Source organism: Tateyamaria sp. GN1-10 (assembly GCF_055693845.1).
In genome coordinates this window covers 1,259,586-1,286,393 of sequence record NZ_JBVFUR010000004.1, presented here as the reverse complement: position 1 = coordinate 1,286,393, position 26,808 = coordinate 1,259,586, and the positions used below count along the sequence as shown (strand labels likewise).

Annotated in this window: 23 protein-coding genes and 2 pseudogenes; 4 read left to right on the top strand and 21 right to left on the bottom strand. The window is 56.9% G+C overall.

What is annotated here, in order from left to right:
- Nucleotides 1-70: 70 nt before the first annotated feature.
- On the top strand, nucleotides 71-1,744 hold the full coding sequence (locus ACZ1HN_RS08155; protein ID WP_472727116.1) for a flavin-containing monooxygenase: 1,674 nt from the start codon (nucleotides 71-73) through the stop codon (nucleotides 1,742-1,744).
- 78 nt (nucleotides 1,745-1,822) lie between these two features.
- Entirely contained in the window at nucleotides 1,823-3,010 is a 1,188-nt protein-coding gene (acmB, locus tag ACZ1HN_RS08150) for a methyl acetate hydrolase AcmB (RefSeq protein ID WP_472727115.1), read from the top strand.
- 309 nt (nucleotides 3,011-3,319) lie between these two features.
- On the opposite strand, the gene ACZ1HN_RS08145 is transcribed toward acmB, so the two are convergent.
- The 9 genes and pseudogenes from ACZ1HN_RS08145 to ACZ1HN_RS08105 form a co-directional block, all read right to left on the bottom strand.
- A complete protein-coding gene (locus ACZ1HN_RS08145; RefSeq protein ID WP_472727114.1) occupies nucleotides 3,320-4,411 on the bottom strand; it encodes an alpha-hydroxy acid oxidase in 1,092 nt (363 codons plus the stop codon).
- Complete coding sequence (comE, locus tag ACZ1HN_RS08140) at nucleotides 4,411-4,965, bottom strand: sulfopyruvate decarboxylase subunit beta (RefSeq protein WP_472727113.1); 555 nt, start codon at nucleotides 4,963-4,965, stop codon at nucleotides 4,411-4,413. Before comE ends, ACZ1HN_RS08145 begins: the two co-directional genes overlap by 1 nt.
- Nucleotides 4,962-5,468 (bottom strand): sulfopyruvate decarboxylase subunit alpha, encoded by a 507-nt coding sequence (comD, locus tag ACZ1HN_RS08135; protein ID WP_472727112.1) that lies wholly within the window; start codon nucleotides 5,466-5,468, stop codon nucleotides 4,962-4,964. Before comD ends, comE begins: the two co-directional genes overlap by 4 nt.
- Before the next feature lie 19 nt (nucleotides 5,469-5,487).
- Nucleotides 5,488-6,462 (bottom strand): zinc-dependent alcohol dehydrogenase, encoded by a 975-nt coding sequence (locus ACZ1HN_RS08130; RefSeq protein ID WP_472727111.1) that lies wholly within the window; start codon nucleotides 6,460-6,462, stop codon nucleotides 5,488-5,490.
- Nucleotides 6,463-6,520: 58 nt separating this feature from the next.
- Nucleotides 6,521-7,828 carry a histidinol dehydrogenase gene (hisD, locus tag ACZ1HN_RS08125; RefSeq protein WP_472727110.1) on the bottom strand — a complete coding sequence of 436 codons (1,308 nt, stop codon included), beginning with the start codon at nucleotides 7,826-7,828 and terminating at the stop codon, nucleotides 6,521-6,523.
- Nucleotides 7,829-7,840: 12 nt separating this feature from the next.
- On the bottom strand, nucleotides 7,841-9,169 hold the full coding sequence (locus ACZ1HN_RS08120) for a TRAP transporter large permease (RefSeq protein WP_472727109.1): 1,329 nt from the start codon (nucleotides 9,167-9,169) through the stop codon (nucleotides 7,841-7,843).
- A 12-nt stretch (nucleotides 9,170-9,181) separates the two neighbouring features.
- Nucleotides 9,182-9,693 (bottom strand): annotated as a pseudogene (locus ACZ1HN_RS08115) (TRAP transporter small permease).
- 114 nt (nucleotides 9,694-9,807) lie between these two features.
- Nucleotides 9,808-10,956 (bottom strand): TRAP transporter substrate-binding protein, encoded by a 1,149-nt coding sequence (locus ACZ1HN_RS08110; RefSeq protein ID WP_472727108.1) that lies wholly within the window; start codon nucleotides 10,954-10,956, stop codon nucleotides 9,808-9,810.
- 22 nt (nucleotides 10,957-10,978) lie between these two features.
- Nucleotides 10,979-11,164 carry a hypothetical protein gene (locus tag ACZ1HN_RS08105; RefSeq protein ID WP_299606182.1) on the bottom strand — a complete coding sequence of 62 codons (186 nt, stop codon included), beginning with the start codon at nucleotides 11,162-11,164 and terminating at the stop codon, nucleotides 10,979-10,981.
- A gap of 144 nt (nucleotides 11,165-11,308) precedes the next feature.
- Here ACZ1HN_RS08105 and ACZ1HN_RS08100 point away from each other — a divergent pair, with 144 nt between their 5' ends.
- On the top strand, nucleotides 11,309-12,328 hold the full coding sequence (locus tag ACZ1HN_RS08100; RefSeq protein ID WP_472727107.1) for a LacI family DNA-binding transcriptional regulator: 1,020 nt from the start codon (nucleotides 11,309-11,311) through the stop codon (nucleotides 12,326-12,328).
- Between the two features lie 567 nt (nucleotides 12,329-12,895).
- Here ACZ1HN_RS08100 and ACZ1HN_RS08095 read toward each other — a convergent pair.
- The 8 genes from ACZ1HN_RS08095 to ACZ1HN_RS08060 form a co-directional block, all read right to left on the bottom strand.
- The gene (locus tag ACZ1HN_RS08095) at nucleotides 12,896-13,522 is read right to left on the bottom strand and encodes a hypothetical protein (RefSeq protein ID WP_472727106.1); all 627 of its coding nucleotides are present in this window, start codon (nucleotides 13,520-13,522) and stop codon (nucleotides 12,896-12,898) included.
- A 576-nt stretch (nucleotides 13,523-14,098) separates the two neighbouring features.
- Nucleotides 14,099-14,260, bottom strand: coding sequence for a hypothetical protein (locus ACZ1HN_RS08090; RefSeq protein ID WP_472727105.1), 162 nt, complete (start codon nucleotides 14,258-14,260; stop codon nucleotides 14,099-14,101).
- Nucleotides 14,261-14,420: 160 nt separating this feature from the next.
- Complete coding sequence (locus ACZ1HN_RS08085) at nucleotides 14,421-14,693, bottom strand: cyanase (RefSeq protein WP_472727104.1); 273 nt, start codon at nucleotides 14,691-14,693, stop codon at nucleotides 14,421-14,423.
- 11 nt (nucleotides 14,694-14,704) lie between these two features.
- A complete protein-coding gene (locus ACZ1HN_RS08080; protein ID WP_472727103.1) occupies nucleotides 14,705-14,887 on the bottom strand; it encodes a hypothetical protein in 183 nt (60 codons plus the stop codon).
- Between the two features lies 1 nt (nucleotide 14,888).
- The gene (locus ACZ1HN_RS08075; RefSeq protein WP_472727102.1) at nucleotides 14,889-15,368 is read right to left on the bottom strand and encodes a nuclear transport factor 2 family protein; all 480 of its coding nucleotides are present in this window, start codon (nucleotides 15,366-15,368) and stop codon (nucleotides 14,889-14,891) included.
- A gap of 4 nt (nucleotides 15,369-15,372) precedes the next feature.
- Nucleotides 15,373-16,284, bottom strand: a complete 912-nt coding sequence (locus tag ACZ1HN_RS08070) for an ABC transporter ATP-binding protein (protein ID WP_472727101.1) — start codon at nucleotides 16,282-16,284, stop codon at nucleotides 15,373-15,375.
- Between the two features lie 10 nt (nucleotides 16,285-16,294).
- Nucleotides 16,295-17,128 (bottom strand): nitrate ABC transporter permease, encoded by an 834-nt coding sequence (gene ntrB / locus ACZ1HN_RS08065; RefSeq protein ID WP_299606170.1) that lies wholly within the window; start codon nucleotides 17,126-17,128, stop codon nucleotides 16,295-16,297.
- Nucleotides 17,128-18,516 (bottom strand): CmpA/NrtA family ABC transporter substrate-binding protein, encoded by a 1,389-nt coding sequence (locus tag ACZ1HN_RS08060; protein ID WP_299606168.1) that lies wholly within the window; start codon nucleotides 18,514-18,516, stop codon nucleotides 17,128-17,130. Before ACZ1HN_RS08060 ends, ntrB begins: the two co-directional genes overlap by 1 nt.
- A gap of 189 nt (nucleotides 18,517-18,705) precedes the next feature.
- Here ACZ1HN_RS08060 and ACZ1HN_RS08055 point away from each other — a divergent pair, with 189 nt between their 5' ends.
- On the top strand, nucleotides 18,706-20,550 hold the full coding sequence (locus ACZ1HN_RS08055; protein ID WP_472727100.1) for a sigma-54 interaction domain-containing protein: 1,845 nt from the start codon (nucleotides 18,706-18,708) through the stop codon (nucleotides 20,548-20,550).
- A 710-nt stretch (nucleotides 20,551-21,260) separates the two neighbouring features.
- Here the strand turns inward: ACZ1HN_RS08055 and ACZ1HN_RS08050 are convergent.
- The 4 genes and pseudogenes from ACZ1HN_RS08050 to ACZ1HN_RS08035 all read right to left on the bottom strand — a co-directional run bounded on the left by ACZ1HN_RS08050 (nucleotide 21,261) and on the right by ACZ1HN_RS08035 (nucleotide 26,767).
- A pseudogene (locus ACZ1HN_RS08050) lies at nucleotides 21,261-23,641 on the bottom strand (1-deoxy-D-xylulose-5-phosphate synthase N-terminal domain-containing protein).
- Between the two features lie 22 nt (nucleotides 23,642-23,663).
- The gene (locus ACZ1HN_RS08045) at nucleotides 23,664-24,215 is read right to left on the bottom strand and encodes an OsmC family protein (RefSeq protein WP_472727099.1); all 552 of its coding nucleotides are present in this window, start codon (nucleotides 24,213-24,215) and stop codon (nucleotides 23,664-23,666) included.
- Entirely contained in the window at nucleotides 24,215-25,531 is a 1,317-nt protein-coding gene (locus ACZ1HN_RS08040) for a trans-sulfuration enzyme family protein (RefSeq protein WP_472727098.1), read from the bottom strand. Before ACZ1HN_RS08040 ends, ACZ1HN_RS08045 begins: the two co-directional genes overlap by 1 nt.
- Nucleotides 25,532-25,561: 30 nt before the next feature.
- Complete coding sequence (locus tag ACZ1HN_RS08035; RefSeq protein WP_472727097.1) at nucleotides 25,562-26,767, bottom strand: methionine gamma-lyase; 1,206 nt, start codon at nucleotides 26,765-26,767, stop codon at nucleotides 25,562-25,564.
- Nucleotides 26,768-26,808 lie beyond the last annotated feature (41 nt).

Genomic DNA, 26,808 nt, shown 5'->3' with positions numbered 1-26,808 from the left:
ATTCGGACCTGCAATCCGAACCCGGAGGAGGCTGCCGGAAAAACCGACTGCCGCCGCAGTGGAGGACAATATGCTAGACGCACAAGAAAAGACCGTTTCGACGGCTCGCAACCCCGTGCCTGCGCAATTGGATGCGCTGGTGATCGGAGCCGGGGTCGCCGGACTTTACCAACTGCACCAGCTACGTCAGATGGGTCTCAAGGCGCATGCCTGCGACACTGCCACCGACGTGGGCGGGACGTGGTACTGGAACCGCTATCCCGGTGCCAAATTCGACAGCGAAGCCTATATCTACCAGTATCTGTTCGATGAGAACCTCTACAAGGGTTGGACCTGGAGCGAGCGTTTCCCCGGACAGCCCGAGATCGAACGCTGGCTGCACTACGTCACCGATACGCTGGATCTGCGAAATGACATGTCGTTTTCGACCACGATCACCAAAGCGACCTTCAACGAAGAGACAGGACGCTGGCGGGTCGAGACGGATCAGGGCGATGTCATCGACACTCAGTTCCTGATCGGCTGCACCGGAATGCTCTCGGCCCCGCTGGAGGACCGGTTTCCGGGCCAGTCCAGCTTCAAAGGCCAGATCGTCCACACCGGGCGCTATCCCAAGGGCGGGCTTGATATTGAAGGCAAGCGAGTGGGCGTGATCGGAGTGGGTGCAACAGGAATTCAGGTCATACAGACCATTGCATCTCAGGTCGGCCAACTCACCGTCTTTGCCCGCACGCCACAATACGTGCTGCCGATGAAGAACCCGAAATACGGCCCGGACGAGGAAGCTTGGTACAAAAGCCGCTTCGACGAGTTCAGGTCGAACCTGCCGCATACATTCACCGGCTTTGAGTATGACTTCGAAAACACATGGGCCGATTTGACCCCAGAGAAACGATTGGAGGTGCTCGAGGAAGTTTATGCGGACGGCTCGTTGAAGCTGTGGCTCGCCTCTTTCGCAGAAATGTTCTTCGAGGAGGAGGTCAGCGCCGAGATATCGGAGTTTGTTCGCCAAAAGATGATCGCTCGGCTCAAGGATCCCAAGCTGATCGACACGCTTGTGCCCAAGCCAGGCGATTATGGGTTTGGCACGCATCGTGTGCCTTTGGAGACCGACTATCTCGAAGCGTTTCACCACGACAATGTCGAGGCCGTCAATGTCCGCGACAACCCAATTGCCGAAATCGTGCCCGAAGGCGTCAAGCTGGAGGATGGAACAGTCTATGAGCTTGACGCGATCATCATGGCGGTCGGCTTTGATGCGGGCTCCGGCGCGTTGGCACGCATTGACATCAACGGGCGCGACGGCCTCAACCTTGCCGAGGAATGGCGCAAGGATATGCGCACCACAATGGGACTGCAGAAATTCGGCTTCCCAAACCTGTTCATGACCGGTGCCCCCCTCGCGCCTGCGGCGGCCCTTTGCAACATGACCACTTGCCTGCAACAACAGACCGAGTGGATCACGCGTTGTATCGGTGATCTGAGTAAGAGCGGCAATGACGTGATGGAGCCCACCGAAGAGGGTGAAGCTGCCTGGGTCGCGCATCACGACGAAACCGCCAATGCGACCCTGATCGCAAAGACCACATCGTGGTACACTGGCTCCAATGTTGAGGGCAAACCGCGCAGGGTGCTGTCTTACACCGGCGGGGTCGGGACCTATCGCACCAAGTGTGACGAAGAGGCCAAAGGCGGCTATCCGCACTTTGCGATGAGCAAGTCAAAGGCGCCGCAAGACGCCTGATCTCCAACCAAACAACGCCCTGTGCCGGCTGAAAGTCCCGGTCGCAGGGCAAACATCAATCAATGGGAGGACATTATCATGAGTCATGAATTCAACGCCGACGCCATCCTAAATGGCGTCGTAGACTCCAGCCCACGCGCCCCTGGCGTCGTCGCCATGGTCACGGATCGTGACAAAAATATCTATGAGGGTGCTGCAGGCGTGCGCAGGATGGATGGCGACACGCCTATATCAACCGATGACGCCTTCGCCATATTCTCAACCACCAAGGCGATCACCGGTACGGCAGTTCTGCAATTGGTCGAAGAGGGCAAGCTTGACCTGAACGCACCCGCGAAAAACTATGCGCCGGACATCGGCAAATTGCAGGTGATCGAGGGGTTCGACGCCAATGGGGAGCCGCGGCTGCGCGCACCCAAGCGGGACATCACAACACGAATGCTGATGCTGCACACTGCGGGCCTCGGTTATGACTTCTTCAACGAGACCTACAATCGCCTAGCCGAAGAGAAAGGCCAGCCCAGCGTCATCACCGCCTCGAAAGCTTGCCTGATGACCCCGCTTCTGTTCGACCCGGACGAAAGCTGGGAATATGGCACCAATATCGACTGGTGCGGGCAGGTCGTCGAAGGCATCACCGGGCAGCGTTTGGGCGAAGTCTTCCAGTCGCGCATCTTCAAGCCACTGGGTATGACAGATACCACTTTCGAGCTCAACGATACGCTCCGCAAGAAGCTGGCCGGGATGCATGCGCGCGGCGACGATGGCAGCCTGACGCCGATGGATTTCGAGCTGCCCGACAAGCCAGAAGTCCATATGGGTGGCCACGGCCTTTATGGCACGGTCGGCGACTACATGCGCTTTATCCGCATGTGGTTGAACGATGGTGCGGGGGAATACGGACGCGTGCTCAAGCCCGAAACGGTTGAGATGGCGGCGCAGAACCATCTGGGCCAGCGTAAGATCACGCCTTTCAAAGGGGTCATCCCGTCGCTTTCCAACGATGCAGAGTTCTTCCCCGGCCAATCCAAATCATGGTCCTACACCTTCATGGTCAATGATGATCAGGCGCCCACGGGCCGGCCCGCTGGGGCAATTGGCTGGGCAGGACTTGCCAATCTGTTCTACTGGATTGACCGGCAGAACGGTTTTGGCGGTTTTTGGGCCACTCAGATCCTGCCTTTTGGCGATGCGGTGTCCTTTACCGGATACATGGAGCTCGAAAGCGCCTTCTACGCCTCGATCAACAAGGCTAAGGCCGCCTGACCCAAAAACCCCATCGACCGCCACCGCTCGGCGGTCGATCCTCAGAAGCCGCTGCGCTTACTCTCTGTTATTCTCAGAAACGCCGCATTCCACTCGCAAATCACGCGATATGCCACGAAACCCGGCGGTGTTATTGCTTGGTTGGATCCGGGATTGACCGCAATGACAGCCGGATCCACTCAGTCCATTGAGAACCATGACATATGCCAACTTGGCACATGCTTCTTTTTTGGTCACTTCAGTTGGAGGTTGACGCTGTCAGGATATAAGGTTCCATTTCGTTGAACCATTCAAGTTTGTCCAATTTCTTCAGGTCAGTTTATCCCGACCAACTTGTGCAAGTGCGCTGGACAACTCTCCGCTAAGGATGCTCCACAGCCTAAGCAAGCCTTCTTCACCAGCCGCGGCGATTGCGAACTGCAATATGCGGCCAAAAAACGCATAATTTGCGCCCTGATCAAGGACCTTCAAAACGTCTTCGCCAGACCGCAAACCACTGTCATAAAACAGCGGAAATTCTGGTCCAACCCTGTCGCGTATCCGGCCAAGTGCTTGAACGGCAGCAGGTGCGCTTTCAAGCTGCCGCGCACCATGGTTTGACACTTGAATGGCGTCGACGCCTTCGGATTTCAGCTTCAGCGCATCATCGGCGTTGGTCACGCCCTTCACGACCAAGTGGCCTTGCCACAAATCGCGCAAGGCCTTCAGCGTTGTCCAATTCGCCTTGGCCCGGCTTTCGGTGCGGTCGAATTCAAAGCCCGGCATCTCGAAATTCGCCATCTGAGGACGACCTGCAGCAAGTGACGTGAGCGACCAATGCGGGTGTAGGGCGAAATCCAGAAATTGGCGCGGACCGATACGGAACGGCATTGTAAATCCGTGGCGCAACTCACGTGGCCTGCGACCAACCTCAGGGACGTCAACGGTAACGATCAAAGTCTCGTAACCGGCATCCTGCGCACGTTTTGCCAGCTTGAACGAACCCGTTCCGTCTCCGCTGAAATAGAGCTGGAACCACGCGTGCCCTTCGGCAACCTCAATCATCTTCTCCAGCGGAGTTGATGCAACGGTTGATACGCCCACTGGCACCGAGTCTCGCGCGGCCAGTCGCGCCAGCATCAGATCGGCGCCGGGTCCAGACAGGTTGCACATGCCCATGGGCGCAATACCAAAGGGGCGCTTGGCCGTCTTGCCAAACAGCGGCATGTCCAACGAACGATTGCTGACGTCCCTCAAGACCCGAGGTTCGAGGCATATTGCATCAAGAGCTGCACGGTTGCGCACAGCCCCGGTTTCTGATCCCGCAGCCCCGTCGATATAGTCAAACACCATCCATGGTAGACGGGCCTTGGCCAAACGCCGCGCATCTTCGCTGGAATGAATACGCGCGGCGCGTGTCATCAGTTTGCGACCGCTTTCATAAACCGGTCCTTGATCACGACGGGATCCATGGTGATCACCGGCATTTTGGCGTTGCCGCTGTCGCATTTGACAACCATCACGGTCATCTTGCGCTCCGCAATCGCCTTCTCAAGCGCAGGGCCGGTGTCGACATCCATCACCTCGACCACATTCTCGCAACCCGCAGCGCGGGCCATTCCCGCAAGTGACGTTTTCTTGCCGGTGTAGGTTGGCTGGTCACCAGTGGAGCCATAGGACCCGTTGTCGATGATCATCAGGATGTAGTTGTCGGCCACATTGTTGGCGATCGTCGGCAGCGTGCACAGGTTGGTCAGAACTGACCCGTCCCCGTCGATCGAGATCACCGTCTTGTCCTGCGCCAGCGCAAGACCCAGCCCGATGGACGACGAAAGGCCCATCGTGCCCAGCATGTAGAAGTTGGTGGGCTGGTCGTCGATGGCGTGCAGCTCCTGGCTGGGGATGCCGATGTTACACACCACCAGTTGGTCGCGCAGAATGGGTGCAATTTCCTTCAGAATTTCAGAACGGATCATTGGTCGCCATAGCCTCCCCAGAAGTTGGCGTCCGTCAGGATCGCCACGGGTTTGTTGCACATGAAAGTGTATTTCAGGATCATATCCAGCTCTTCCACGTCTTTCTGGTGATGGAAGTGGTAGGTCGGGATGTTCATCTGCGCGAGCAGCGCCTTGGTGTGCACGGCCATCTCGACCTGGCAGGCCACAGGCTCGCGCAACTCACCCCGGTAGCTGATCAGCATCGGCAGCGGCATCCGGTAGTATTGGATCAACGTTGCCAGCGTGTTGATGGTGACCCCGATGGCCGTGTTCTGCATAATGATGGCCGGGCGCTTTCCACCCATCCATGCGCCGGCACACAGGCCCATCCCCTCGTCTTCCTTGTTTGACGGGATGTGGAAGATGTCGGGGTGCTGGTCGATCTCGTCGATGACACCTGCAAGCTGTTTGCAAGGCACCGTTGTCACGAACGAGATGTCGTTCGCAACCAAATCATCAGTGATTTTCTTGTCTATGTTCATTTATGTGCTGTCTCCGGCATCAGGGGTGGAGGATAATTTTGGGCGCTGCAACGGCTCCGCTGCGCAAGTCGGCGAAAGCGCGGGCGCCCTCCGACAAGGGACGTTCTTCGATCCAGTCGAGCGGACCTAGCCGGCCATCGAAAATAGCAGCGCACGTGTCGCGGAAATCCTGCGGCGTGTACGTGTAGGTGCCGATGAATGTGATTTCCTGCAAGGTCATGCGCCGAATATCGAGGCCGCCCGTGTCTTCGCCAAGCCCGATATGAACGATCACGCCGCCAGGTTCCGTGAGTGATGAGGCTGAAGCCCGAGTGGCGGCGTATCCCACGGCATCTACAGTCACTCCGTAGCTGCCTGTCCCCGCGGGGACACATGGAATGTCACACCGTTTTTTAAGAAAGCTGCGCCTTGCCTCATTCGGCTCGGCGATGGTGACATTGGACAGGCCCTGCGCTTTCAGTGCCAATGCTGCGGCAAGGCCAATTGCACCGCCGCCCAAAACAAGCGCGGAGCAGCTGGCCGCTGAATTCAATGCCGCCAGCCCAAGACGAACGGCATGCCAACTGACCGCCAGCGGTTCCGCCAAAGCAGCCTTGTCCAGAGACACGTCGTCTGGCACGTCAACCAGATTTGCGGGGCGCATCGCCACAAATTCAGCAAAGGCACCTTCGCGCGGCGGCATGGAAATGATCTTGCGGTCTGCGCACAAGTTATCGCGGCCAGAGGTGCAAGCGGCACAGATCCCGCAGCCCACCAGCGGGTTGATCGTGACCCTTGTGCCGTCGCGGTCCCCACCTACGATCACACCAGCCGCCTCGTGCCCAAGGATCAGTGGCGCGGGTCGTCGGTCATCATGTCCCAAGTAGGCGTGCATGTCTGATCCGCAGATGCCAGAAGCGACCACGCGCACAAGTTCCTGCTCTGGGTCTGGCACTGCATCCGGCACATCGCGAAACGTCAGAGTTTCAACGCCATCATAAACAAGTGCTTTCATTTGCCGGCTCCTCTCCCCCGCCACCGCATCAGCAACAGCCTTGCCGATGCCAACCGGCTCAGCCCTCGGCACTCAGATCAAAGTTCTCACCCGGGAAGTACTTTGCCAGTCGCACGTCCGCCGCGCGGGCGTGCCCCTCCATCCCCTCAAGGCGCGAGATACGAGCTGTCGCCTCTGCCACTGGTTTCGACCCTTCGCGGGTCGCACGCTGCCATGTCACGATCTTCATGTACTTATGTACGGACAGGCCGCCTGTGTAGTTCGCCGCGCCAGATGTCGGCAACACGTGGTTCGTGCCAGACGCCTTGTCGCCATACGAAACGGTTGTCTCTTCCCCAAGGAACAGCGAACCGTAGCATGTCAGCCGCTCCAACCACCAATCCAGGTCTTCCGCCTGAACCGTAAGGTGCTCCGGTGCGTAATCATCCGAACAGGCGGCCATTTCTTCACGGTCCGCACACAGGATGACCTCGGCATAGTCGCGCCAGGCCGCGGTCGCGTTCTCACGGTTTACATCAGGCAGATCATCGATCAACTGGGGCACCATTTCCATCACGCGCTCGGCCAGATCGCGGTTGTCCGTGACCAGCCAAACGGGTGAGTTATAGCCATGTTCGGCTTGGCTCACGAGGTCGGTCGCAACGATATGCGCGTCGGCCTTTCCATCGGCTAGGATCAGGCTGTCAGTCGGGCCCGCAATCATATCAATGCCCACGCGACCAAAGAGAATACGCTTGGCTTCTGCGACAAACTGATTGCCGGGACCAACAAGAATGTTCGCCTTGGGCAAGCCAAACAAGCCGAATGTCATGGCCGCGACGCCCTGTACGCCGCCCATGGCCATGATCTTGTCCGCACCACAGATATGAGCGGCATAGACAATGGCCGGCGCGACACCTACGCCCGGACGCGGCGGCGAACACGCGGTGATGTGTTTACAACCAGCAACCTTGGCCGTTGTGACCGTCATGATGGCGCTGGCAATATGACTGTATCGACCGCCCGGCACATAACAACCGGCCGCATCGACGGGGATCGCCTTCTGCCCGGCGATCAGGCCCGGCACAACCTCAAGCTCAACATTCGCTACCGTTGCTTTCTGTGTCTCTGCAAACCGGCGCACATTGTCATGGGCAAACCGAATATCCGCTTTCAGCTTGTCAGGTACTTGGGCGACAGCCGCTTCGATCTCGTCAGCAGTCAAAAGCACGTTGCCTTCATACTTGTCGAACTTGGCCGCATACTCCAATGCCTTGGCATCACCGCCAGTTTCGATATCGGCCAAAATATCGCTCACAATCTGGTTGACGTCAGACGCCCCTGATGTTGCGGTCAGCGTTGCTTTCTTGAGGTATTCTCGTTTCATTATAACGGGGTCCTACTTGTAGATTTCAGGCAGGAACGTGGTCGAGATCGCCGGCACGTAGGCAATCAGCAACACGACCAAGAACATGCAAAGAACGAAGGGAACGGCCCGGGCAGCGATCTTGAGGATGGATTCCCCGGTGATGCCCGCCACCACGAAAAGGTTGAGGCCCAAGGGAGGCGTGATGAAGCCCACGCCAAGGGCGGTGATCATCATGATACAGAACTGGATTTCGTTCATGCCGATGTTGTCCGCGAGCGGTTTGAGGATCGGTGCGAGGATCACGATGTTCGGCGTTGTTTCCATCACACAGCCGGCGGCGATCAGGATCCCGATCATTAGCAGGATCAGCAGCCATGGTTCGTCCGTCAAACCCGTCACCGATGTCACGAAACCTTGCGGCACGCCCATGATCGCAAGGGCTTCGGCCAATGGCGCTGAAAAGGCGATGATAGGCAGGATCACACCGTTCACTTTTGCCGAGCTGACCAGCATGGCCGGGAAATCGGCCAGTGTGAGCGTGCGGAGGATGAAACCCATGATGATCGTCACAACGACCGCTGTGGCACCCGCCTCGGTCGGTGTCAGGCGGCCTGAGAAGATGCCGTAGAAGATGATGCCGGGTACGATGAACGCGTACCAGCCGGATTTCAGGGCGCGGCCCAAGTTGCCCAGCCATTCGGCCATGGTCATCTGGCCGCCGCCTTCATAGGCGTAGATACGGTTCACGATCAGGTTCGTAATCAGGATCGACAACAGGATTGCGATGCCCGGGATCAAGGCCGCGAGGAACAGGGTCGACGCGGATATCCCCAGCACGAGGCCGATGATAATATAGGCAATGGACGGTGGGATCAGGATGCCGGTACACGCACCTGCCGCCACCAGTGCGCAGGCGTATGGGCGCGGATACCCGCTTTCCACCAAGCGCGCGATGGTCATGCGCCCAACCGCCGCCGCTCCCGCAGCGTCAGAGCCGGAAATGGCCGCGAACATACCGCAGACGAGGACCGTGGCAGACCCGAACCCGCCCTTGGTAAAGCAGGTCAGTGCCTCGGCCACATCAAGGAATTTTCGACTGAGCCCGGTTCGGACCAGTACGTCACCCGTCAGAATGAACAGAGGCACGGCCGTCAGGGCAAAAGCGTCAATACCGGTGAACAGTTTTTCGCCGACAAGGCTCAGGGGCAGATCGCCGGACATCACCAGCATCAGGATGGCTGATGTTCCAATCGCCGCCCACACAGGCACCGCCAGCGCAATCAGCGAGACGAATATGATGACGGGCAGGTAAAAGTCCCAGCCCAACTCAACAGTTTGATCAAAGGTTTGCCAAAGCATTCAAGTCATCCCTCAATCAAAGAGCGTGTCGCCCTCGAAAACGGGTTTGCCCGTTCTGAGGGAATGGATGTCGCGCAGCAGGGATTGGATCAGCCGCCATATGATCAGGGCGAACCCCAGCGGAACCGCCATCAGAAACCACACTTTGGAGATGCGCAGGCCGTCCGTGACCGAACCGAATTTGGCGGACACATGCACAGCCTCGTAGGACCAGTAGAGGGCAATCACGGCGACACCGAACATCACCAGATCGCCAAAGATGTACAGCAGGGCCTTGGGCCGCGGCCCAAGATAGTGCATCAGCACGTCGATGCGGATGTGCGCGCGTTCTTTTACGGCTGCGGCGGCACCAATCCATGCAAGATAGATGAAGGAGTACCGCACGATCTCTTCCCCCAGATCGAAGAGAACGAGAAGATTTCGCGGCGCAGCACTTCGATCGCCATGGTGATGACGAGCATCACGTAGAAGACCAGAAGCAACCAGCGCTCGGCATCGCGATCAATTCGGCGCAAAAAATCCATGTGAGAACCTGCTGACTTGCCGAGCAAAACGCACCGCGCTGACGCGTTTGGGCCTTGCTAAGGCGGGAAAGAAAGTATCACCGGGTGCGCAGAGCGGCACGCCCGGCGCGGCAGTTACGCGTCGTGGACGTAGTATTTGCCTTGGGTGCCTGCGGCTTCTTCCATCTTGGCAAAGTTGTCCATGGAACCGGCCAGATCGACCTTGAACTCGTCCCATTCGGACCGCTGGTAGCCACCTGCGGCTTTCCACTCGGCCAGTTGATCTTCGTTCAGCGAATGGAACTCAACCCCTGCCTTGACCAATTCGGCCATGGCATAGGCGCGGGCCGATGGCACTTTGGCCAGGTTCTGGTGCGCGGTCATCTCGGAACCCCACATAATGCCTTCCTGCACGTCGACTGGCATCGAGTTGAACCATTCGAGGTTGCACGAATAGACTTGGCTGTCCGGCACGGCCTGGGTGAAGGTGACGTGGCTGAGGATGTCCTTGAAGCCAAACACCTCCAGAGCGCCGACCGACGGATCCAGCGCGTCTGCAACGCCTTGCTTGATGGCCGAAGGTGTTTCGCCCCATGCCACTGGCGTTGGGTTGGCACCGACCATGCGGTAATACTGTTGCAGCATTTTGGAACCGGGCACGCGGAACTTGACGCCTTCCAGATCGGATGGCGTGATCACCGCACCAGCGCCGCCTTTGCGGACCGCAACAACGCGCGGGTCGATGTTGACGTAGAACAGCGCCTTGAAGCCGTTTTCCTCGACCTTTGGCTCGACCGTGTCCTTCCAGAACTGTGAGTTGACGAGGTTCGTGAAGCGCTGGTTGGACCCGCACAGATACGGCATGTTGATCAGGTCAACGGTCGATGCAAACGGCGCAAAGTTGGACAATGAATGCTGTGCTGCCTGGATCGTGCCGCCTTGCACGGCCTGCACCAGCGCACCGCCTGCTCCCAACTGACCGCCCGGCGCGAGTTTGACATAGACCTTGCCATTGGTGGCGTTCTGAATGTTTTCTTTCAGGTCCAGCTGCATGATCGGGTAACCGCGCGATGCGCCCACGGGATAGGCTGTCGCCAGAACCATCACATGATCGGCTGCCGCTTCGCGTGCGCGCTCTTCGCTGGCACTTTGCGCTGCGGCTTCAGTCGACCACAGCGTCCCCGCGGCACCTGCGACCATGGCCGCCGTAAAGCCGCCCGTTGCCGTCAATTTCAGAAAATTCCGGCGTGCAGCCGACGCAAGGCCCTTGCAGTCTTTGTCCATGATGTGTCCTCCCAGAAGGTCGTTAGCTGCCGTTCTTGTTGTTTCGGTCAGCCTCTTTTTGAAGAATGGCGACGACAAACAATATCGACGCAGCAAACAGAACCAGCATTTCGCCCACGTCCCCCAGGAATGCGCTTGCCGCAAAGGCCCCCAGTGCGACATTGACGAAGTAGACGACAAAGACGATCAGCGAGGCGGCAAGGAACATAAAACAGGATCCGTTAAAGTTGCGGTTCTGAACGATATTGTAAGCGCTTACATTTGATTCTTGCAAGCGCTTACAATTGAAATGAACTTTTTGACTTTCTGGAAGTTTGCGTTCAAGAAATTCGAAACAAGACACAGGCTGGCGATGTCCCGAATTCGAATGGTTCCAACACTTGAAGACGTTGCAAGACAGGCAGGGGTTTCAACGGCGACGGTATCGCGCTGCCTGAACTCTCCTGAGCGGGTTGTGGAACAGAAACGGGTCAAGGTCATGCAAGCCGTCGAAGAGCTAGGCTATACGCCGAATTTCGGCGCACGTGCCATGGCGGCGAAAAACACGTTCACAATCGGCGCTATCATTCCGACAATGGACAATGCGATCTTTGCCCGAGGGCTTCAGGCCTTTCAGGAAGAGTTGCACACGCAAGGATACACGCTGCTTGTCGCGAGCAGCTCGTACCGCCCCGAGATCGAGGCAGAGCAAATCCGCTCCCTTGTTGCACGTGGGGCGGATGGATTGCTTTTGATCGGTTACACCCGCGATCCCGAAATCTATAGCTATCTACGGCAACGTGAGATACCCACCCTGATTGCGTGGGCCTACCGGAATGATGCAGAACAAGCCTGCATCGGGTTTGACAACCGAAAATCCATGCGAATGCTGGCAAACAAGGTCATCTCGATGGGTCACCGGGACATTGCTGTCATTTCCGGTGTAGTCGAGGGGAACGATAGGGCTGAAGGACGCCTGCAAGGCATCTTGGACGGGTTGCGGGAGAATGGGCTCGACCCGAAGAAAACACCGATTATCGAAACACCCTACGAGATCGAAAATGGCGCCATGGCTTTTGAACAGTTTATGCAGAACAACACGCGTCCAACGGTTGTCATGTGCGGCAACGACGTTTTGGCTGCGGGTGCCTTGCGTCGCGCTCAAGAGATGAACTTATCAGTGCCGGAGGACATTTCGATAACCGGCTTCGACGACATCGAACTCGCGCGAATTCTTACGCCTTCCCTGACGACGGTGCATGTCCCGCACCGCGAAATGGGACGACGCGCAGCTGTTGAATTGGTAAAAATGGTGAAGATGGACAGCCCAGGCGTGTCCGAACAATTGGAAAGCTCGCTGAAAGTGCGCGGGTCTCTCAAAGTCCTTGGTTGACGCTGCGGGCCGGCGAAAAGTTCGGCTCTGATTTCACTAGGCAACCCGTTCGACATCTCTTTGCTTCATCCAGAGCGGCAGTATTCAAACAGTCTTTTTGGTTTGGTTTGCAAATTGCCAGGCAATGGTCACATCAGACAAATATCTGTGACTTAAGGTACGACTGAGCCTTCACTCCGACCTACCCTCGACGGGAGTAGACTGTATAGACAAGCGCCTTGACACCAGATGCACACAATAGCTGTGATTGAGGGGCGCTCTGTCGCCTCTGCGGAAACAAACCTGGAGGCGTTGGCAGATCTCAGTCGCTCACGATTGGGAAGCTGGTAAAACACTGTCACAAGAAGAAACTCAAAAAGTGGTTGGCACGGGCCGCACCAATCGTGATCAACGAGGATCCGATCCCACTTCAACGGACGAGCACACTGAACCGCGGGCGGCACAAGTGTTCCCGGATCCGCCGAAACGCCGCCGTGCAAAGCTGCATCGAACCCAATCAGCTGACTAATTGCAGCGGACGTTAGATCCACATCGCGACATCGGCATCGAAACGCAGCCGCCACTCGGTCACCTTGCCCCGGCTGTGACCAACTCATCCGCGACCAGCGACACGAAACCATGGACCCCGTGTCTCGCTGCCTTGGAGTCGCCGCTGACGGCCAGGATGTCGCTGGCCATCGCCTGCACGACCTGATGCTTCGAGCCTTTCTTGTAAATCGTCATACCGAGTTTCTTGAGATCTTTCTTCGCGCCGTTCTTCAGCTTGAAGCCCTTGATGATCGAATTCCAATTCGCCTTGCCTATGGCTTGCTCATTGAAGTTGTAGTATCTGATGGCGTGAACGTCGTAATACTCCATTGCGGCTTCGAAATCGGCCATGCTCGCTCCCGCCGGGATCTCTCCGGCATCGACCATGACCTTGTAGAGTCTTTCGCCTTCCTTTTTGGCGGCAAGGACACCTTTGCTGTAAAACATCGTCGTGATGCCCCTCAGTTTACTGGCGTTCTTTGCCAGGACCTTCCCAAAATCGAAATGCCCGTACTTGGAGATGAACTTGGCAAGTGCCTTGGAGAAATCGGCAACACGTTCTTCCTTGAGCACATGAACGACCCTGAGACTGCTGACGATGCTTCGGATCTGATGACGGACGGCGGTTTTATTACCCATTCGGTTGTCGTCAAGCGCCTGTTTCATCGCCTCTTAGAATTTAGGCTTGTATGCCCCTAGTTTGCGTTCGTTTATCTTCTGTGAATCTAGAAACGCATCAATACGTGCTTGGTCTTTCTTGCTCATGCGAAAATCCTCTGACGTAGGGTGATTGTTTCTGTAGGTGCCGGCGAAAGCCCAAACGGTTCATTGAAGGTCTTGTTCAGGCCTTTTCTTGCCCCGATAAAACGGTTCTCTAGCGAAAAGGCGGCCTACACCAATGTTCGCAATTACTCATTTGGGTATCGTCGGGGCGGGCCTAGATCGCGAAAACGTTCATTGGTCGGCAGCGCACCATCTCGCACTCCGGACTCGAAGCACGAATTCGCTGCGATCCGCATAACGGTCAACTTTCCGGCTTTTTAAAAATTTGGGTCAGTTTATGACGCGAAGGTCAAATTTGTATGACGTTCCACAGTGGGGAGCGACACATGGTTTTGCCATTTTCGGGAAGGTGAGCGACTGATTTTAAACAAGAATTTTGAGAAACTAAGCAGCAAATTTACCTTTTGCGGCTTATAGATCTTCCACTCAGCACATCGGTCTAAATTTCTAAACCCGCCACTATTCTTTCGTTTGATCGCCCTCAACAGCGCGTATCGCATCCAAAGTCCTCAGAATGTCCGCCAGATCTTTCTTAATTCGCTTGAGGTATTCATTCGTCATAGCCTCGTTGCATCCAGCACCTTCCAAGGCGACGGCAAGCACCTTGTCTAAATGCCTCATCAGTTCGATCAGATGTTCGGCCGTTGATCCGCAAGAGCCAGATAGCCAGCTCATAGCCGTTCGTTGGCTGGCTCTAGTCCATCGCATAGTTGCCTTTGCTGCCCGGCCAGCGCCGCCAACTGTATTCTGGGTTGACGGCGCACTGGGAGCGATCACAGGATTACCAGCTATTGTAGCCTAGGTATTTACCCGACATTTCAACCTTGACCCGGTCACCTTTGGGGTTCGCGACGCGGGTGACAGACATGTCAAAGTCGATAGCCGACATGATGCCGTCACCGAATTTCTCCTGGATCAGCGCTTTGAGCGTGGGGCCATAGACACCGACGATTTCGTAAAAACGGTAGATGCAGGGATCGGTCGGTACGGCCTGTTCCCAGATTTTGGTAGGACTCTCGGCTAGAATGCTGGCGGCTTCTTGTGGCAGCCCCATCACGGACACCATCAGCTCGGCTTTTTCCGGGGGAAGGCGTTCATGCCCATGGCGGCGGAATGTGTCCACACAGGAGACATGTCAATCCTTTCGGCGATCTCTTCCCATGTCAGACCAGCCTGCTTTTTGGCGGACAGGATCATCGCGGTCACATCCTCTTTGGTCATTTCGGTCATTTCAACTGTATCCCTCATCTTACAATCCTAACTCTGTCAGTCCGGGGTGATCGTCTGGCCGGAACGTGCCCTCAGGCCAATGAAACAAGCGGTCTTCATCCGCGATGGGCACATCATTGATCGAGGCATGGCGCACGGCCATGTACCCCAGATCATCGAATTCCCAATTCTCGTTGCCATGTGCGCGAAACCACTGCCCGCTGGCATCATGCCATTCATAGCAAAAGCGCACGGCGATCCTGTGGCTATCATGAGCCCAGATTTCCTTGATCAGGCGGTAGCCTGTTTCGGTCGCCCATTTGCGGGTCAAAAACTCCTGCACTTCGGCGCGTCCCTTGGGGAATTCGGAGCGGTTGCGCCATCTGGTGTCCACCATATAGGCTTGGGCGACCTTAACTGGGTCACGCGTGTTCCAGGCATTTTCGGCCATTCGGACCTTTTGCACCGCCTCATCGTAGGAAAATGGCGGCAGTGGCGTGCGCGGAGGGGTGTCGCTCATCCCCCTACCCTTCGACAGCGCGCAAGATCGGAGCGGCGGGTTCGGGGTCTTCGCTATCGGTGTCCTCGATCAGGTCGATGCGAACGGTTTCTGGGCTGCTGGGGCCCGCGTCGCCGGGCTGTCCCGCCAACTCGGCTGAGCGTTGGCCAAGGAACTGCACCAGATGGTTGCGGATGGCATAGTAGTTCGGGTGCTCCACAATGCTGGTGCGATTACGCGGGCGTGGGATCGTGATCTCAACACTCTCGGCCACCTGTGCCATTGGCCCGTTGGTCATCAACAGGATGCGATCCGCCAACAAAATCGCCTCGTCAATGTCGTGAGTGATCATGAACACGGTCTGGTCCGTGTCACTCCAAACCTTGATCAACTCGTCCTGAATGGTGCCCCGTGTCAGCGCGTCCAGCGCGCCAAAGGGTTCATCCAGAAGCAGCAGTTTCGGCTCGTTGGCAAAGGCACGCGCGATGGACACGCGCTGGCGCATGCCCCCCGACAACTGGCTAGGTTTGCGGTGGATCGTGTCGCCGGTCAGGCCCACCTTAGCCAGAAAGGCGGTCGAATGCTCGATCACCTTGTCCTTGCTCCACTGCGGAAAGCGGGCGGCAACGCCAAAGGTCACGTTCTTCAGGGCGCTCAGCCACGGCAGAAGCGAATAGTTCTGGAACACCACACCCCGGTCCAGGCTGGGGCCGGACACATGTGCTCCGTCCATCTTGACGACGCCCGAGGTGGGATCGGCCAGCCCTGCAAGGATGTTCATGATGGTTGACTTGCCGCAGCCCGAATGCCCGAGGATGCATACAAACTCGCCCTTTTCGATGCCAAAGGTGGCATTCTCGAAAACGGTGAACTCGCCCCCCATCCCGTCCGGGTATGTCTGGGTCAGCTGTTCGATACTGAGAAAGGGTTTAACCACGAAACCGCTCCTATTCGGTGTAGGCGACGGTGCGCTGCAAAAGGCCGAACATCGAGTCCAGCAGCATGCCCACCACGCCAATCATGAGGATTGAGAAGATGACGGAGGTCAGATCGAGGTTGTTCCACTCGTTCCAGACATAGTAGCCGATGCCGGTGCCCCCAACGAGCATCTCCGCTGCCACAATTACCAGCCAGGCGATGCCGATGGAGATGCGCATGCCGGTCACAATTGTCGGCGCGGCCGCAGGCAGGATCACGGTAAAGGCGGTTTTGACTGCGCCCAGTTCATGTGTGCGGGCCACGTTCACCCAGTCCTCGCGCACACCTGCCACGCCGAAGGCCGTGTTGATCAACATTGGCCAGATCGAACAAATGAAGATCACGAAGATTGCTGATGCTTCGCTGTCTTGGATTATAAATAATGCGAGCGGCATCCACGCCAGTGGAGAGATCGGACGCAGCACCTGAATAAACGGGTTTAGCGCCTTGTGAGCTACAGACGACATACCGATCAGAAAGCCCAATGGGATTGCGATTACAGCGGCCAGAAGGTAGCCGGTGAGCACACGGTAGATCGAATACCCGATCTGTATGCCGATCCCCTTGTCGTTCGGGCCTGCATCATAGAACGGGTTCGACAGTTGCTCCCATGCTTTGCCCAGCACCTGACTGGGCGGGGGTACACCAGCTTTGGGCTGACCTCCCCCTGTAAGCATTTCATATTCGGTCAACTCCCCAGCCACCTTCTGGGCGGGGATCGACATTTCCCAAATCAGGCAGCCGATCAACAGGATCAAGATCGACAGGACGGCGGCCTTCTTGTTTTCGGTTAGTGTTTGCATCAGTTCGCCTTAATCGCAAAGCTGTCGACATAGGCCTCTGGCTGGGCCGGATCGAAGGTCTTGCCCATGATCGAGTGAGACTTGTAGGTGACATCGGGCGCATCATAGCCAAGGTCGGTCATGACCTTCTTGGCATCCGCAGCGAGGTAGACTTGTTCGGCCACCGCTTTGTAGTCCACGTCGCCCTCGATATAGCCCCAACGCTTCATCTGAGTCAGGATCCATACGCCCATCGAATGCCAGGGGAAGGGATCAAAATCGATCCGATCAGGCACGCGCTGTACCTCACCCAGACCATCTGCATAGGTGCCTGTCAGCACTTGCTGCACCACTGTCACAGGCTGGTTGAGGTAATTGGTGGGTGAGATCGCTTCCGCAATTTCGACCCGGTTTTCCGGGTTCGATGCGTATTGCGTGGCGTCGATGATGGACTTCAAGAGGGCTCCATAGGTGTTGGGCAACTCCTGCGCAAAGCTCAACGGTGCGGCAAAGGCACAGCAGGGGTGTCCCTCCCAGATTTCCTTGGTCAAGATGTGGATGAAGCCGATGCCTTCAAACACGGCGCGTTGGTTGAACGGGTCGGGCGACAGATAACCGTCGAGGTTCCCGGCGCGCAGGTTGGCCACCATCTCTGGCGGTGGCACCACGCGAATCTGAATATCGACATCGGGGTCCAGGCCGAACTCGGCCACGTAGTAGCGCAGCAGGAAGTTGTGCATCGAATATTCGAACGGCACGCCGAAGGTGAAACCCTTCCATTGTTTGGGGTCTCGCTTGTCCAGATGCTCGTTTGACAACACGATAGCCTGGCCATTTATGTTTTCTACGGCGGGCATGATGTAGGGTTCAGCAACGGACCCCGCGCCCAGCGTCATGGCGAGCGGCATCGGTGTCAGCATGTGGCTGGCGTCATATTCACCCGACAAAGACTTGTCGCGCGCCACAGCCCAGCCTGCAGTCTTGATGACCTGTGCATTCAATCCATAACGCTCATAGAAGCCCAGAGGCTGGGCCATGATGATCGGCGTCGCACAGGTGATCGGCACAAACCCGATATTGAGATCGGTTTTTTCTGGTGGTCCCAGATTGTCGAGGATCGCCGCCTTGGCTTGTTCCAATGGAAAGACCGATGCCAGCGCCGCCGCCGCGGTTGTGCCCCCGATCATGCCCATGAACGAGCGGCGTCCAATGTCGTTTTGACCAAAAACAGAACGGACAATTGCGCTTTCGACCGCACGTTCCATCATTTGCTCGGATGACATATTCTGCGGTTCGATGTGGTCCAAGTCGTGTCCGTGGCCCGAAAGGCAGCTGTCGCAACCACAATCGGCACCGTGTCTCAGGTCCGTCTTATCCGAGAACGGATTGCCCAAGCTTTTGATTGTCATGTCCATCTCCTGTCAGCGATTAGCCAATCGTCCCACGTCGAAATTGGCTGGGAAAGACAGTCCGCCTAGCGCCCACAATCTGGCACTTATCTGAAATTATTGATGAAATTCCGTGCAGCAGTTACGAGTTTTCGTGAATTACGAAAATTCGTAAATCGACTACTCCCGTAAGCTGCGATCCTACAGAGCATGTCTGATGTATCTGATTCTGAACGAATGGTTGCTCATAACCCCTTACCGACGGTTCTGTTGAACACACGGACCGACGGCGTAGTGGCGTTCAACACTGCCGCCTTGAACATGTTTGATAAAGGGGCGCTTGGCGCATCTTTTTCGGGACTCTTGCACAACGATGTTTCAACAGCAGCGGTGTTTTTCGATGCTGTGTCCCATTTCGGATCATATGTAGATCGCGCGCTCGTTTTTACGGGACAAGACGGATCAGTACTGCAATTGCAAACCTATGGCGTCCAAGTTGTGCCTGGCCTCGTTCTGCTCAGCTTTCTTGATCTGGAGGAGCATAGTCGTCGGAACCGCATTGCTGATCAGCAAGCTCACCAAACGGCAGGATTGCATCAGTGGAAGAATATCTACGGCTTTTTTCGCGAAGTCGAAGCACAAAACCACCTGATCCTCGAGGCCGCCGGTGAAGGCATCTATGGCATCAACGGAAAGGGTCAGGCGACATTTGTCAATCGCGCGGCGCAAGAGATGCTAGGCTGGTCCGCAGACGACTTGATTGGGCGCGACCTGCACGCCACCATCCACCACAAGCACCTGAACGGAGAGCATTTTCCGGCCCATCAATGCCCGATATATGCATCTTTCCGTCGGGATGAGACCGTACGCGTAGACGACGATGTCTTCTGGCGCAAGGATGGCAAGCCCATTTTGGTCGAATACGTGTCCACGCCAATCTATGATCACGGCATCCTAGCCGGCGCAGTGGTGATCTTTCGTGACGTGACCGAGCGGAAAGAGAACGAACGCAAGCTGCGTGAGGCGTTGGCACAGGTTGAAGACCTGAAGGTAAAGCTAGAGCAGGAAAACGATTATCTGCTTACAGAAATCCGTTCCGCGCGCTCTCACACCGGGGTGGTGGGCGTTTCTCCCGCCATCAAGTCGCTAAATGTTCAGATTGATTTGTCCGCGAAAAGCGATGCGCATGCTCTCGTGGCGGGCCCAACAGGGTCCGGAAAAAGCCTCACTGTATCCGCCATCCATGAAGCCAGCGACCGCCGCCACCGTCCACTGGTTCGGATCAGCTGTGACCACATGTCTGCACCGGAGTTGGAAGCAGAGCTTTTTGGCTACCGTCGCGGTGCCTTCTCGGGTGCGACACGGGACAATACTGGCAAACTAATCATGGCGCATAATGGCACCCTACATCTTGACGAGATCGCGGAGTTGCCGGGGAGCGTACAAGCAAAGTTGCATGATGTGTTACAGCACGGCCATTTCCAACGGCTGGGTGACCGTGCACAGACACCGGTATCCCTGACGGTGATTGGAACCACCTCTCGCGACCTTATGGCCGAGGTCCGCGCGGGCCGTTTCCGTCAGGATCTATACTTTGCGCTCAACCTGTTTTCCATTCGTTGCGAGCCGTTGTGTCATCGGCCCGAGGACATTCCGTATCTGGCAAAACACTTTCTTGATCGTACAACACGACGGCTCAGACTGCCGCAGACCCGGCTATCGCGATCCAACATCGAAGCCCTGGAACAGTATTCCTGGCCAGGCAATATTCGTGAGTTGGAAAATGTTATCGAACGGGCTGCAATCTTGGCACAAGGTGGGCGATTAAAATTTGATTTCCAGCTCTCGGACACTGTTTCACCACAAAAATCGGACGTTGTACTCACCGGCGAAGAGTTGCGCACATTCGAGCGCAAAAACCTCGAGAACGCGCTAAGACGTGCCAAAGGAAAAGTATCGGGTAAGCAAGGAGCAGCAGCTATGCTCGGGATCGCTCCGACGACCGTTTACTCAAAACTCAAATCATTTTGCGTCGACCCAGAACGTTTCAAATAATCGAAACTCAAGAAAGCAACTCTTGGCTCCGCCGGACCAGAAGTCAGTTTTGTCCCGCCATTGCGACCGTAAGCCTTCACGGAATTCTGCACAGACCATCAAGGTCTGCTTTGAGCGGCCGCACCACAGCCAAAACGTCCATCGACGAAAGACAACTTTGGGCCGTCCCTTGCGCAAGGACACTCGGCCCCTGCAACACGTCGCTGCGCTGCTCCTTTGGACAGTTTCGAACTCAAAATCATCGAAGCCGTGCAACAGAAAAGGCAACTTCCCGCAGATTGTCAGACGACATATCGCCATCGCCTAGTTTCGCTTGAGGAAAGAAAACTTATTCCGTCAAGCACCGCAAGACAATCGTCAAAGCCTGCAAGAAGCTCTACAAATGACATGTCCGAAGAACGATGAGCAGCTTCTCTGAGGTGAGTGTTTTCGTGTTGGGTGATCCGGATTCGCCGTACGAACAACAAAAAAGCATATTCAAGGCGCTGGTTTCGCCTGCCGATTTTTTAGTTTTTTACACTTAGAGAACTAGTTTCTGAAAACTTGGCAATCCCATCCACGCATGGCTATCCACCTTTACACCAACATTTCGTTTTTCTGACCGTGTGTAAATGCGCCATTTACGTAACTCTAGCCAGTGTTACACGCCATCGAAGGGCAGAGTTTTAAGCATCACGGTCTTGGGCGCGCGATGCTGACATATGAGCCATTCACATGGAAACTGGCAGGCGAATACAACGTCCATCAGTCAATCCTTGCACCTTTTTGACAATCGACGCGGCATCAAGCCCGTGATGCCGATATAGATCGCCGATCGTCCCGGTTTGTCCGAAATGCTCCACCCCAAGAGAGATGGTCTGGTGTCCTTTCACGCCCCCTAGCCAGGCCAGTGTTGCGGGATGGCCGTCGATGGTGGTGACAATCTTGCAATGTGGCGGCAAAGCCTTCATCAGTGTCTCGATATGCGATTGCGCGTGTTTGGCGCCGCGGGACCGTGCCCGTTGAGCTGCGGTCCAACCCGCGTTGAGCCTATCGGCGGACGTCACCGCCAATACGCCCACATCGCGACGACCTTCGCCAATAATACCAGCGGCACGTATGGCTTCGGTGGCCACAGCGCCTTGATAAGCGATCACCACATCGCAATTCGGTCCCGGTTCCCGCAACCAATATGCCCCATCGATGGCTCCTTGGCGAAACGCGTCATCGCGACGTTTGCCCGGTTGTTCGATTGGGTTCGTGGTCAGGCGGAGATAAACGCTGCCCCCGGTTTCATCCCTCAACCAGGTACGCTCATCGGGATCACCCTCGCCATCGCGCTGCATGTAGTCGAAGGCCCACTCCATGATCACCGCCAGCTCATCCGCAAAAGCGGGTTCGAAAGCAGCCAAGCCGTCCTGGCTTATCCCGATGAGAGGGGTGCCGATGGATTGGTGCGCGCCGCCTTCGGGGGCGAGCGTGACACCCGATGGCGTGCCCACGATCATGAACCGTGCATCTTGATAGCAGGCGTAGTTCAGCGCATCGAGGCCCCGGCAGACGAACGGGTCATAAACCGTTCCGATGGGCAGCAACCGCTTGCCAAAGAGCGAATGGGACAGGCCGGCTGCGCCGAGAAGCAGGAACAGGTTCATCTCTGCAATGCCCAGTTCGATATGCTGCCCTTCGGGGGTAAAGGCCCATTTTGCCGTGGATGGAATGCGATGTTCGATAAAGGCATCCGCCTGTTCGGACCGTGCAAAAAGCTTGCGCCGGTTTACCCAAGACGCCAGACCCGTGGTGCCTGTTACATCCGGTGAGGTGGTCACAATCCGCGCGGCGAGATCGCTGTCACCCTTGGACAGATCATCAAGGATCTTGCCAAACGCGGCTTGGGTCGAGATTTCACGGTCGGTGCTGAAATTGACCGCGGGCACCGGCACCTTGGCGTCGGCAAAACGGCGCGGTCCTGCGGCAAAGAAGGCTACGCGTTTCAAGAAGCCTTCGAGACTCGCAACGTCGTCGTCGCCTGCGAAACGGTCCCACTCCTGCCCCTTGGGCACACCCATATGCTTTTGCCATTCAGCAAATTGGGCCTTGTTCATCAGGCCGCCATGGTTGTCCTTGTGGCCCGCAATCGGCGTACCCCAGCCCTTGATTGTGTAAGCAAGGAAACAGGTGGGACGGTCATGATCGATGGAGGCGAATGTATCGGCCATCGTCTGCACGCAGTTGCCGCCCAAGTTCTCCATCAGGGTCGCCAACTCGTCATCGCTGCGCCGGTCGATAAGGGCCGAGACCGCGCCCTGATCCCCCAGATCATCCATCAACCGCTTGCGCCAGACTGCCCCCCCATGAAGGTGAGCGCCGAATATTCCTGGTTCGGGCAGGTGTCGATCCAGTCACGCAGCTTGTCACCACCCTGTTCTTCGAACGCCGCCCGTTGCAGGGCACCGTGTTTGATGCGCACAACGTCCCAACCAAAGGCGTCAAATATCTTCTCGATACGTTCGAATAGCCCTTCGCGCACGATTCCGTCGAGCGATTGGCGGTTGTAATCGATGATCCACCATGTGTTGCGCAGGTCGTTTTTCCACCCTTCCTGCAGTGCCTCGTAAATGTTGCCTTCGTCTAGTTCGGCATCACCGACCAAAGCCACCATGCGTCCCATCGGCGCGCCCGTGCCCCAAGACTTGGTCGCGATATAGTCCTGAATGATCGATGCAAATGAGGTGATCGCAACCCCTAGTCCCACAGAGCCGGTTGAGAAATCGACATCATCGATGTCCTTGGTCCGGCTTGGATAGCTTTGCACCCCACCAAGGCCGCGGAAATCTTCCATCTTTTCGCGTGTCTGGTTGCCCATCAGATATTGTGCTGCGTGAAACACTGGAGAGGCGTGCGGTTTGACGGCCACCCGGTCCTGTGGCTTCAGCGCCGAGAAATAGAGCGCCGTCATGATCGACACCATCGATGCCGAACTGGCCTGGTGCCCGCCAATCTTGATCCCGTCAACCTTGGGGCGGATATGGTTCGCGTGGTGGATCATCCAATGCGAATGCCACAGCAGCAGTTGCTCGACGGTCTTGAGATGGGCGAGCTCGGTCGTCATGGTGCGTCTCCGGTCAGCGGTGTTAATCTTCGATTTGTGTGGTCACGATATCGCCGGTCAGCGATACCGGGTTCATGATCGTTTGCGCATTGGGACTGTGCTTGACCGCTTTCTTGTGCAGATCTTCGAACTGCTCGGGTGTGCCATCACCGGTCACGTAGATCGTGTAGTTGATCTCGGGGAAGCCCACGGGCGCGTTGGAGGCAAGTCCCATGAAACCGCGCAGATCAAGGGTGCCGTCAAAGTCGATTTTGACCGATTCAAGCTGGATGCCCTCCGCCGTGGCCCCGGCGACAAAGGCCACCATCATGCAGGACCCAAGGCCTGACAGCAGCAGTTCCTGCGGGTTGGGTCCATGATTGTTTCCCATCAGTTGCCGCGGCTCATCCGCTTTCCATGTGAAAGAGCGGCTGATCTTATGCGGACCGACAAGCATCGGCTTGGTCGAGGTTCGGGCGCGGGTTCCACTTTCCCAATCGATCTCGATCCCATAGCTCATCAGACCCTCTTCGGGATCACCGGCAACTTCGTTGACAAATTCACTCAGGGCGGCGGTGGGGATAGAGTTGCGCATTATGCAGCACCTTTCATAGCGGAGATGGCGTTGAGAGCTTGGTCAAAATCAGCAATCAGGTCGTCGGCATCCTCGATACCCACCGACAGGCGGACGCAGCCCGGGTGAATGCCGATCTCGGCGCGTTGGCGCGCTGTCATTGTGGCCTGTGACGAATTGAATGGAAGGCTGATCAGGCTTTCGATCCCACCAAGGCTGGTGGCCTGTTTCGGCAGCTTGAGATGGTCAAGCAGTGCCAGCGCCGCCTGGTCCCCACCTTTGACAAAGAAGGTCACACTGCCGGTGCCCATCTTCATCAGTTCCTTGACACGGGCGTGGTCGGGGTGGCTGGGCAGCATGGGATAGAGGACGTTTTCCACCGCCGGGTGCGTTTCCAGGAACGTGGCCAGCGCCGTCGCGCTTGCCTCGTGCGCCTTCATGCGGATGTCGAGCGTCTTCAGCCCCCGCTCCAGCAGGAAACAGGCATGCGGATCCAGTGACCCGCCGTAGTTCAACAGGCGGGGCCAGACCATATCGACCAACTTACGCGACCCGCAGACGACGCCAGCGATCAGGTCGGAGTGCCCGTTGAGGTATTTGGAAGCCGAGTGCACCACTAGATCCACCCCGAGTTCCAGGGGTTTCATCACCGGCGGCGGGGCGAAGGTGCTGTCGACAATCAGGCGCAGATTGTGACGCTTGGCGATATCCACAAGAGCGGGGATATCGACGACTTTGAGCACCGGATTGGTGATCACTTCGAAGTAAAGTATCTGGGTGTCGGGCTGGATCGCTGCCTCAATCGCTTCGAGGTCATAGCTGTCCACAAGTGTGGCGGACATGCCGAGCGACGGAAACTCCTGATTGAAGAGATTGTACGTGCCGCCATAAAGGTCGCTGGCGGCCACCACATGCGCGCCCTTATCTACCAGCGCCATCACCGCGGCGGTGATCGCCGCCATACCTGAGCTGAATACAATGGCGCTTTCTGCTCCTTCGAGTGTCGCAAGCTTTTCTTGCACAGCCCATTGCGAAGGGTTGCCATAGCGCGTGTAGATGAACCGGTCGCGTCCGAAGCCTTCTTCGATCGACCCATAGGTTTCCTCGTGCAGGATGAAGGTCGACGTCTGGTAGATCGGCGTGCCCACCGCGCCGGTGCGCGGGTCGTCATGGGTGCCCGCATGCACCGCCTTGGTCGACATGCCCATACCGTCCATCGGATGCGCGCTCAGGAACGGGCCGGAGCGGCGGTTGCGATCCAACTCGTTGATCCACATGCCCGGATTGCGCGTAGCGGCTTGGCTGGTGGTGTCACCGAATAGAGGTTTCTTGGTCATGGATATGTCTCCGGTCGGGGCGTGCGGATGTCATTCCGCGGCAATTGCGTTGTGTTGGGACAAAGCGGTCATCAGGTCGTCAATGATATCATCGACTGTCTCCAGACCGACGGACAGACGCACGAGCCCTTCGGCAATGCCGTGTTCGGCGCGTTCTTCGGGCGTGTAGGTGGAATGGGTCATACTGGCCGGGTGCTGGATCAGGCTTTCCGCGTCGCCCAGGCTGACCGCACGTTGGATCAACTTCAGTCGGTTCATCATGGTCATGCCGCCTTGTTTTCCGCCCGCGACCTCGAACGGGATCATGCCGCCGGATTGCGCCATCTGCCGCTTGGCCAGCTCTGCCTGAGGAAAGCTGTCAAGGCCTGGGTAGTGCACGCGCGCAACCGCCGGGTGGCTTTCGAGCGCTTGCGCGACCTTCATCGCGGATTGAGAATGGCGTTCGACCCTTAGTTCCAGCGTTTTGAGCCCGCGCAGGACAAGCATCGCAGTAAAGGGTGACATGACCGCGCCGGTCATATCTTTGAGGCCCACCAGACGGACCTGTTTGATATCCTCGGTCGAACCTGCCACCAGCCCGGCCACCAGATCGCCATGACCTCCCAGATATTTGGTGGCCGAATGCAATACAATGTCCGCACCATGTTCCAGCGGGCGGGTCACCACGGGCGTGGCATAGGTGTTGTCGACGACCACCTTGGCCCCCACACCATGCGCGAGCTTGGAGACGGCGGCGATGTCTACCAGCCGGTTGTTTGGATTTGCTGGGGTTTCGAAATAGACGACCTTGGTGCGGGGCGTCAGCACGGCCTCAAGATTGGCCGGATCACTCATGTCGACGGGAGTGACCTTGACGTCAAACTTGGTCAGCCCGTGGCTGAGGAAGGCAAAGGTGCAACCATAGAGCGTCTTGTCGATGATCACTTCATCGCCTGCCGCGACGAAGGTCCAGAAAACCGACGTGATCGCTCCCATGCCAGACGCCGTTGCCAACCCGGCCGCCGCACCTTCGAGATTGGCAATACGGTCTTCCAACTGTTCGAGAGTGGGGTTTGAGATGCGGCTGTAGAAATGTCCGGCCTGCTCGCCCGCGAACATCGCGCCACCTGCTTCCGCGGTTTCGAAGGTGAAAGTCGATGTCAGGTACAATGGGGGGTTCAGCGCCCCCTGATGCGTGGCCGCATCATAACCGTGGTGGATCGCGCGTGTTGAAAAGCCGGCTGATTTGGTTTTCATCGTAGATACCCCTGCAGAATACAAGGATATTAGGGTGGATC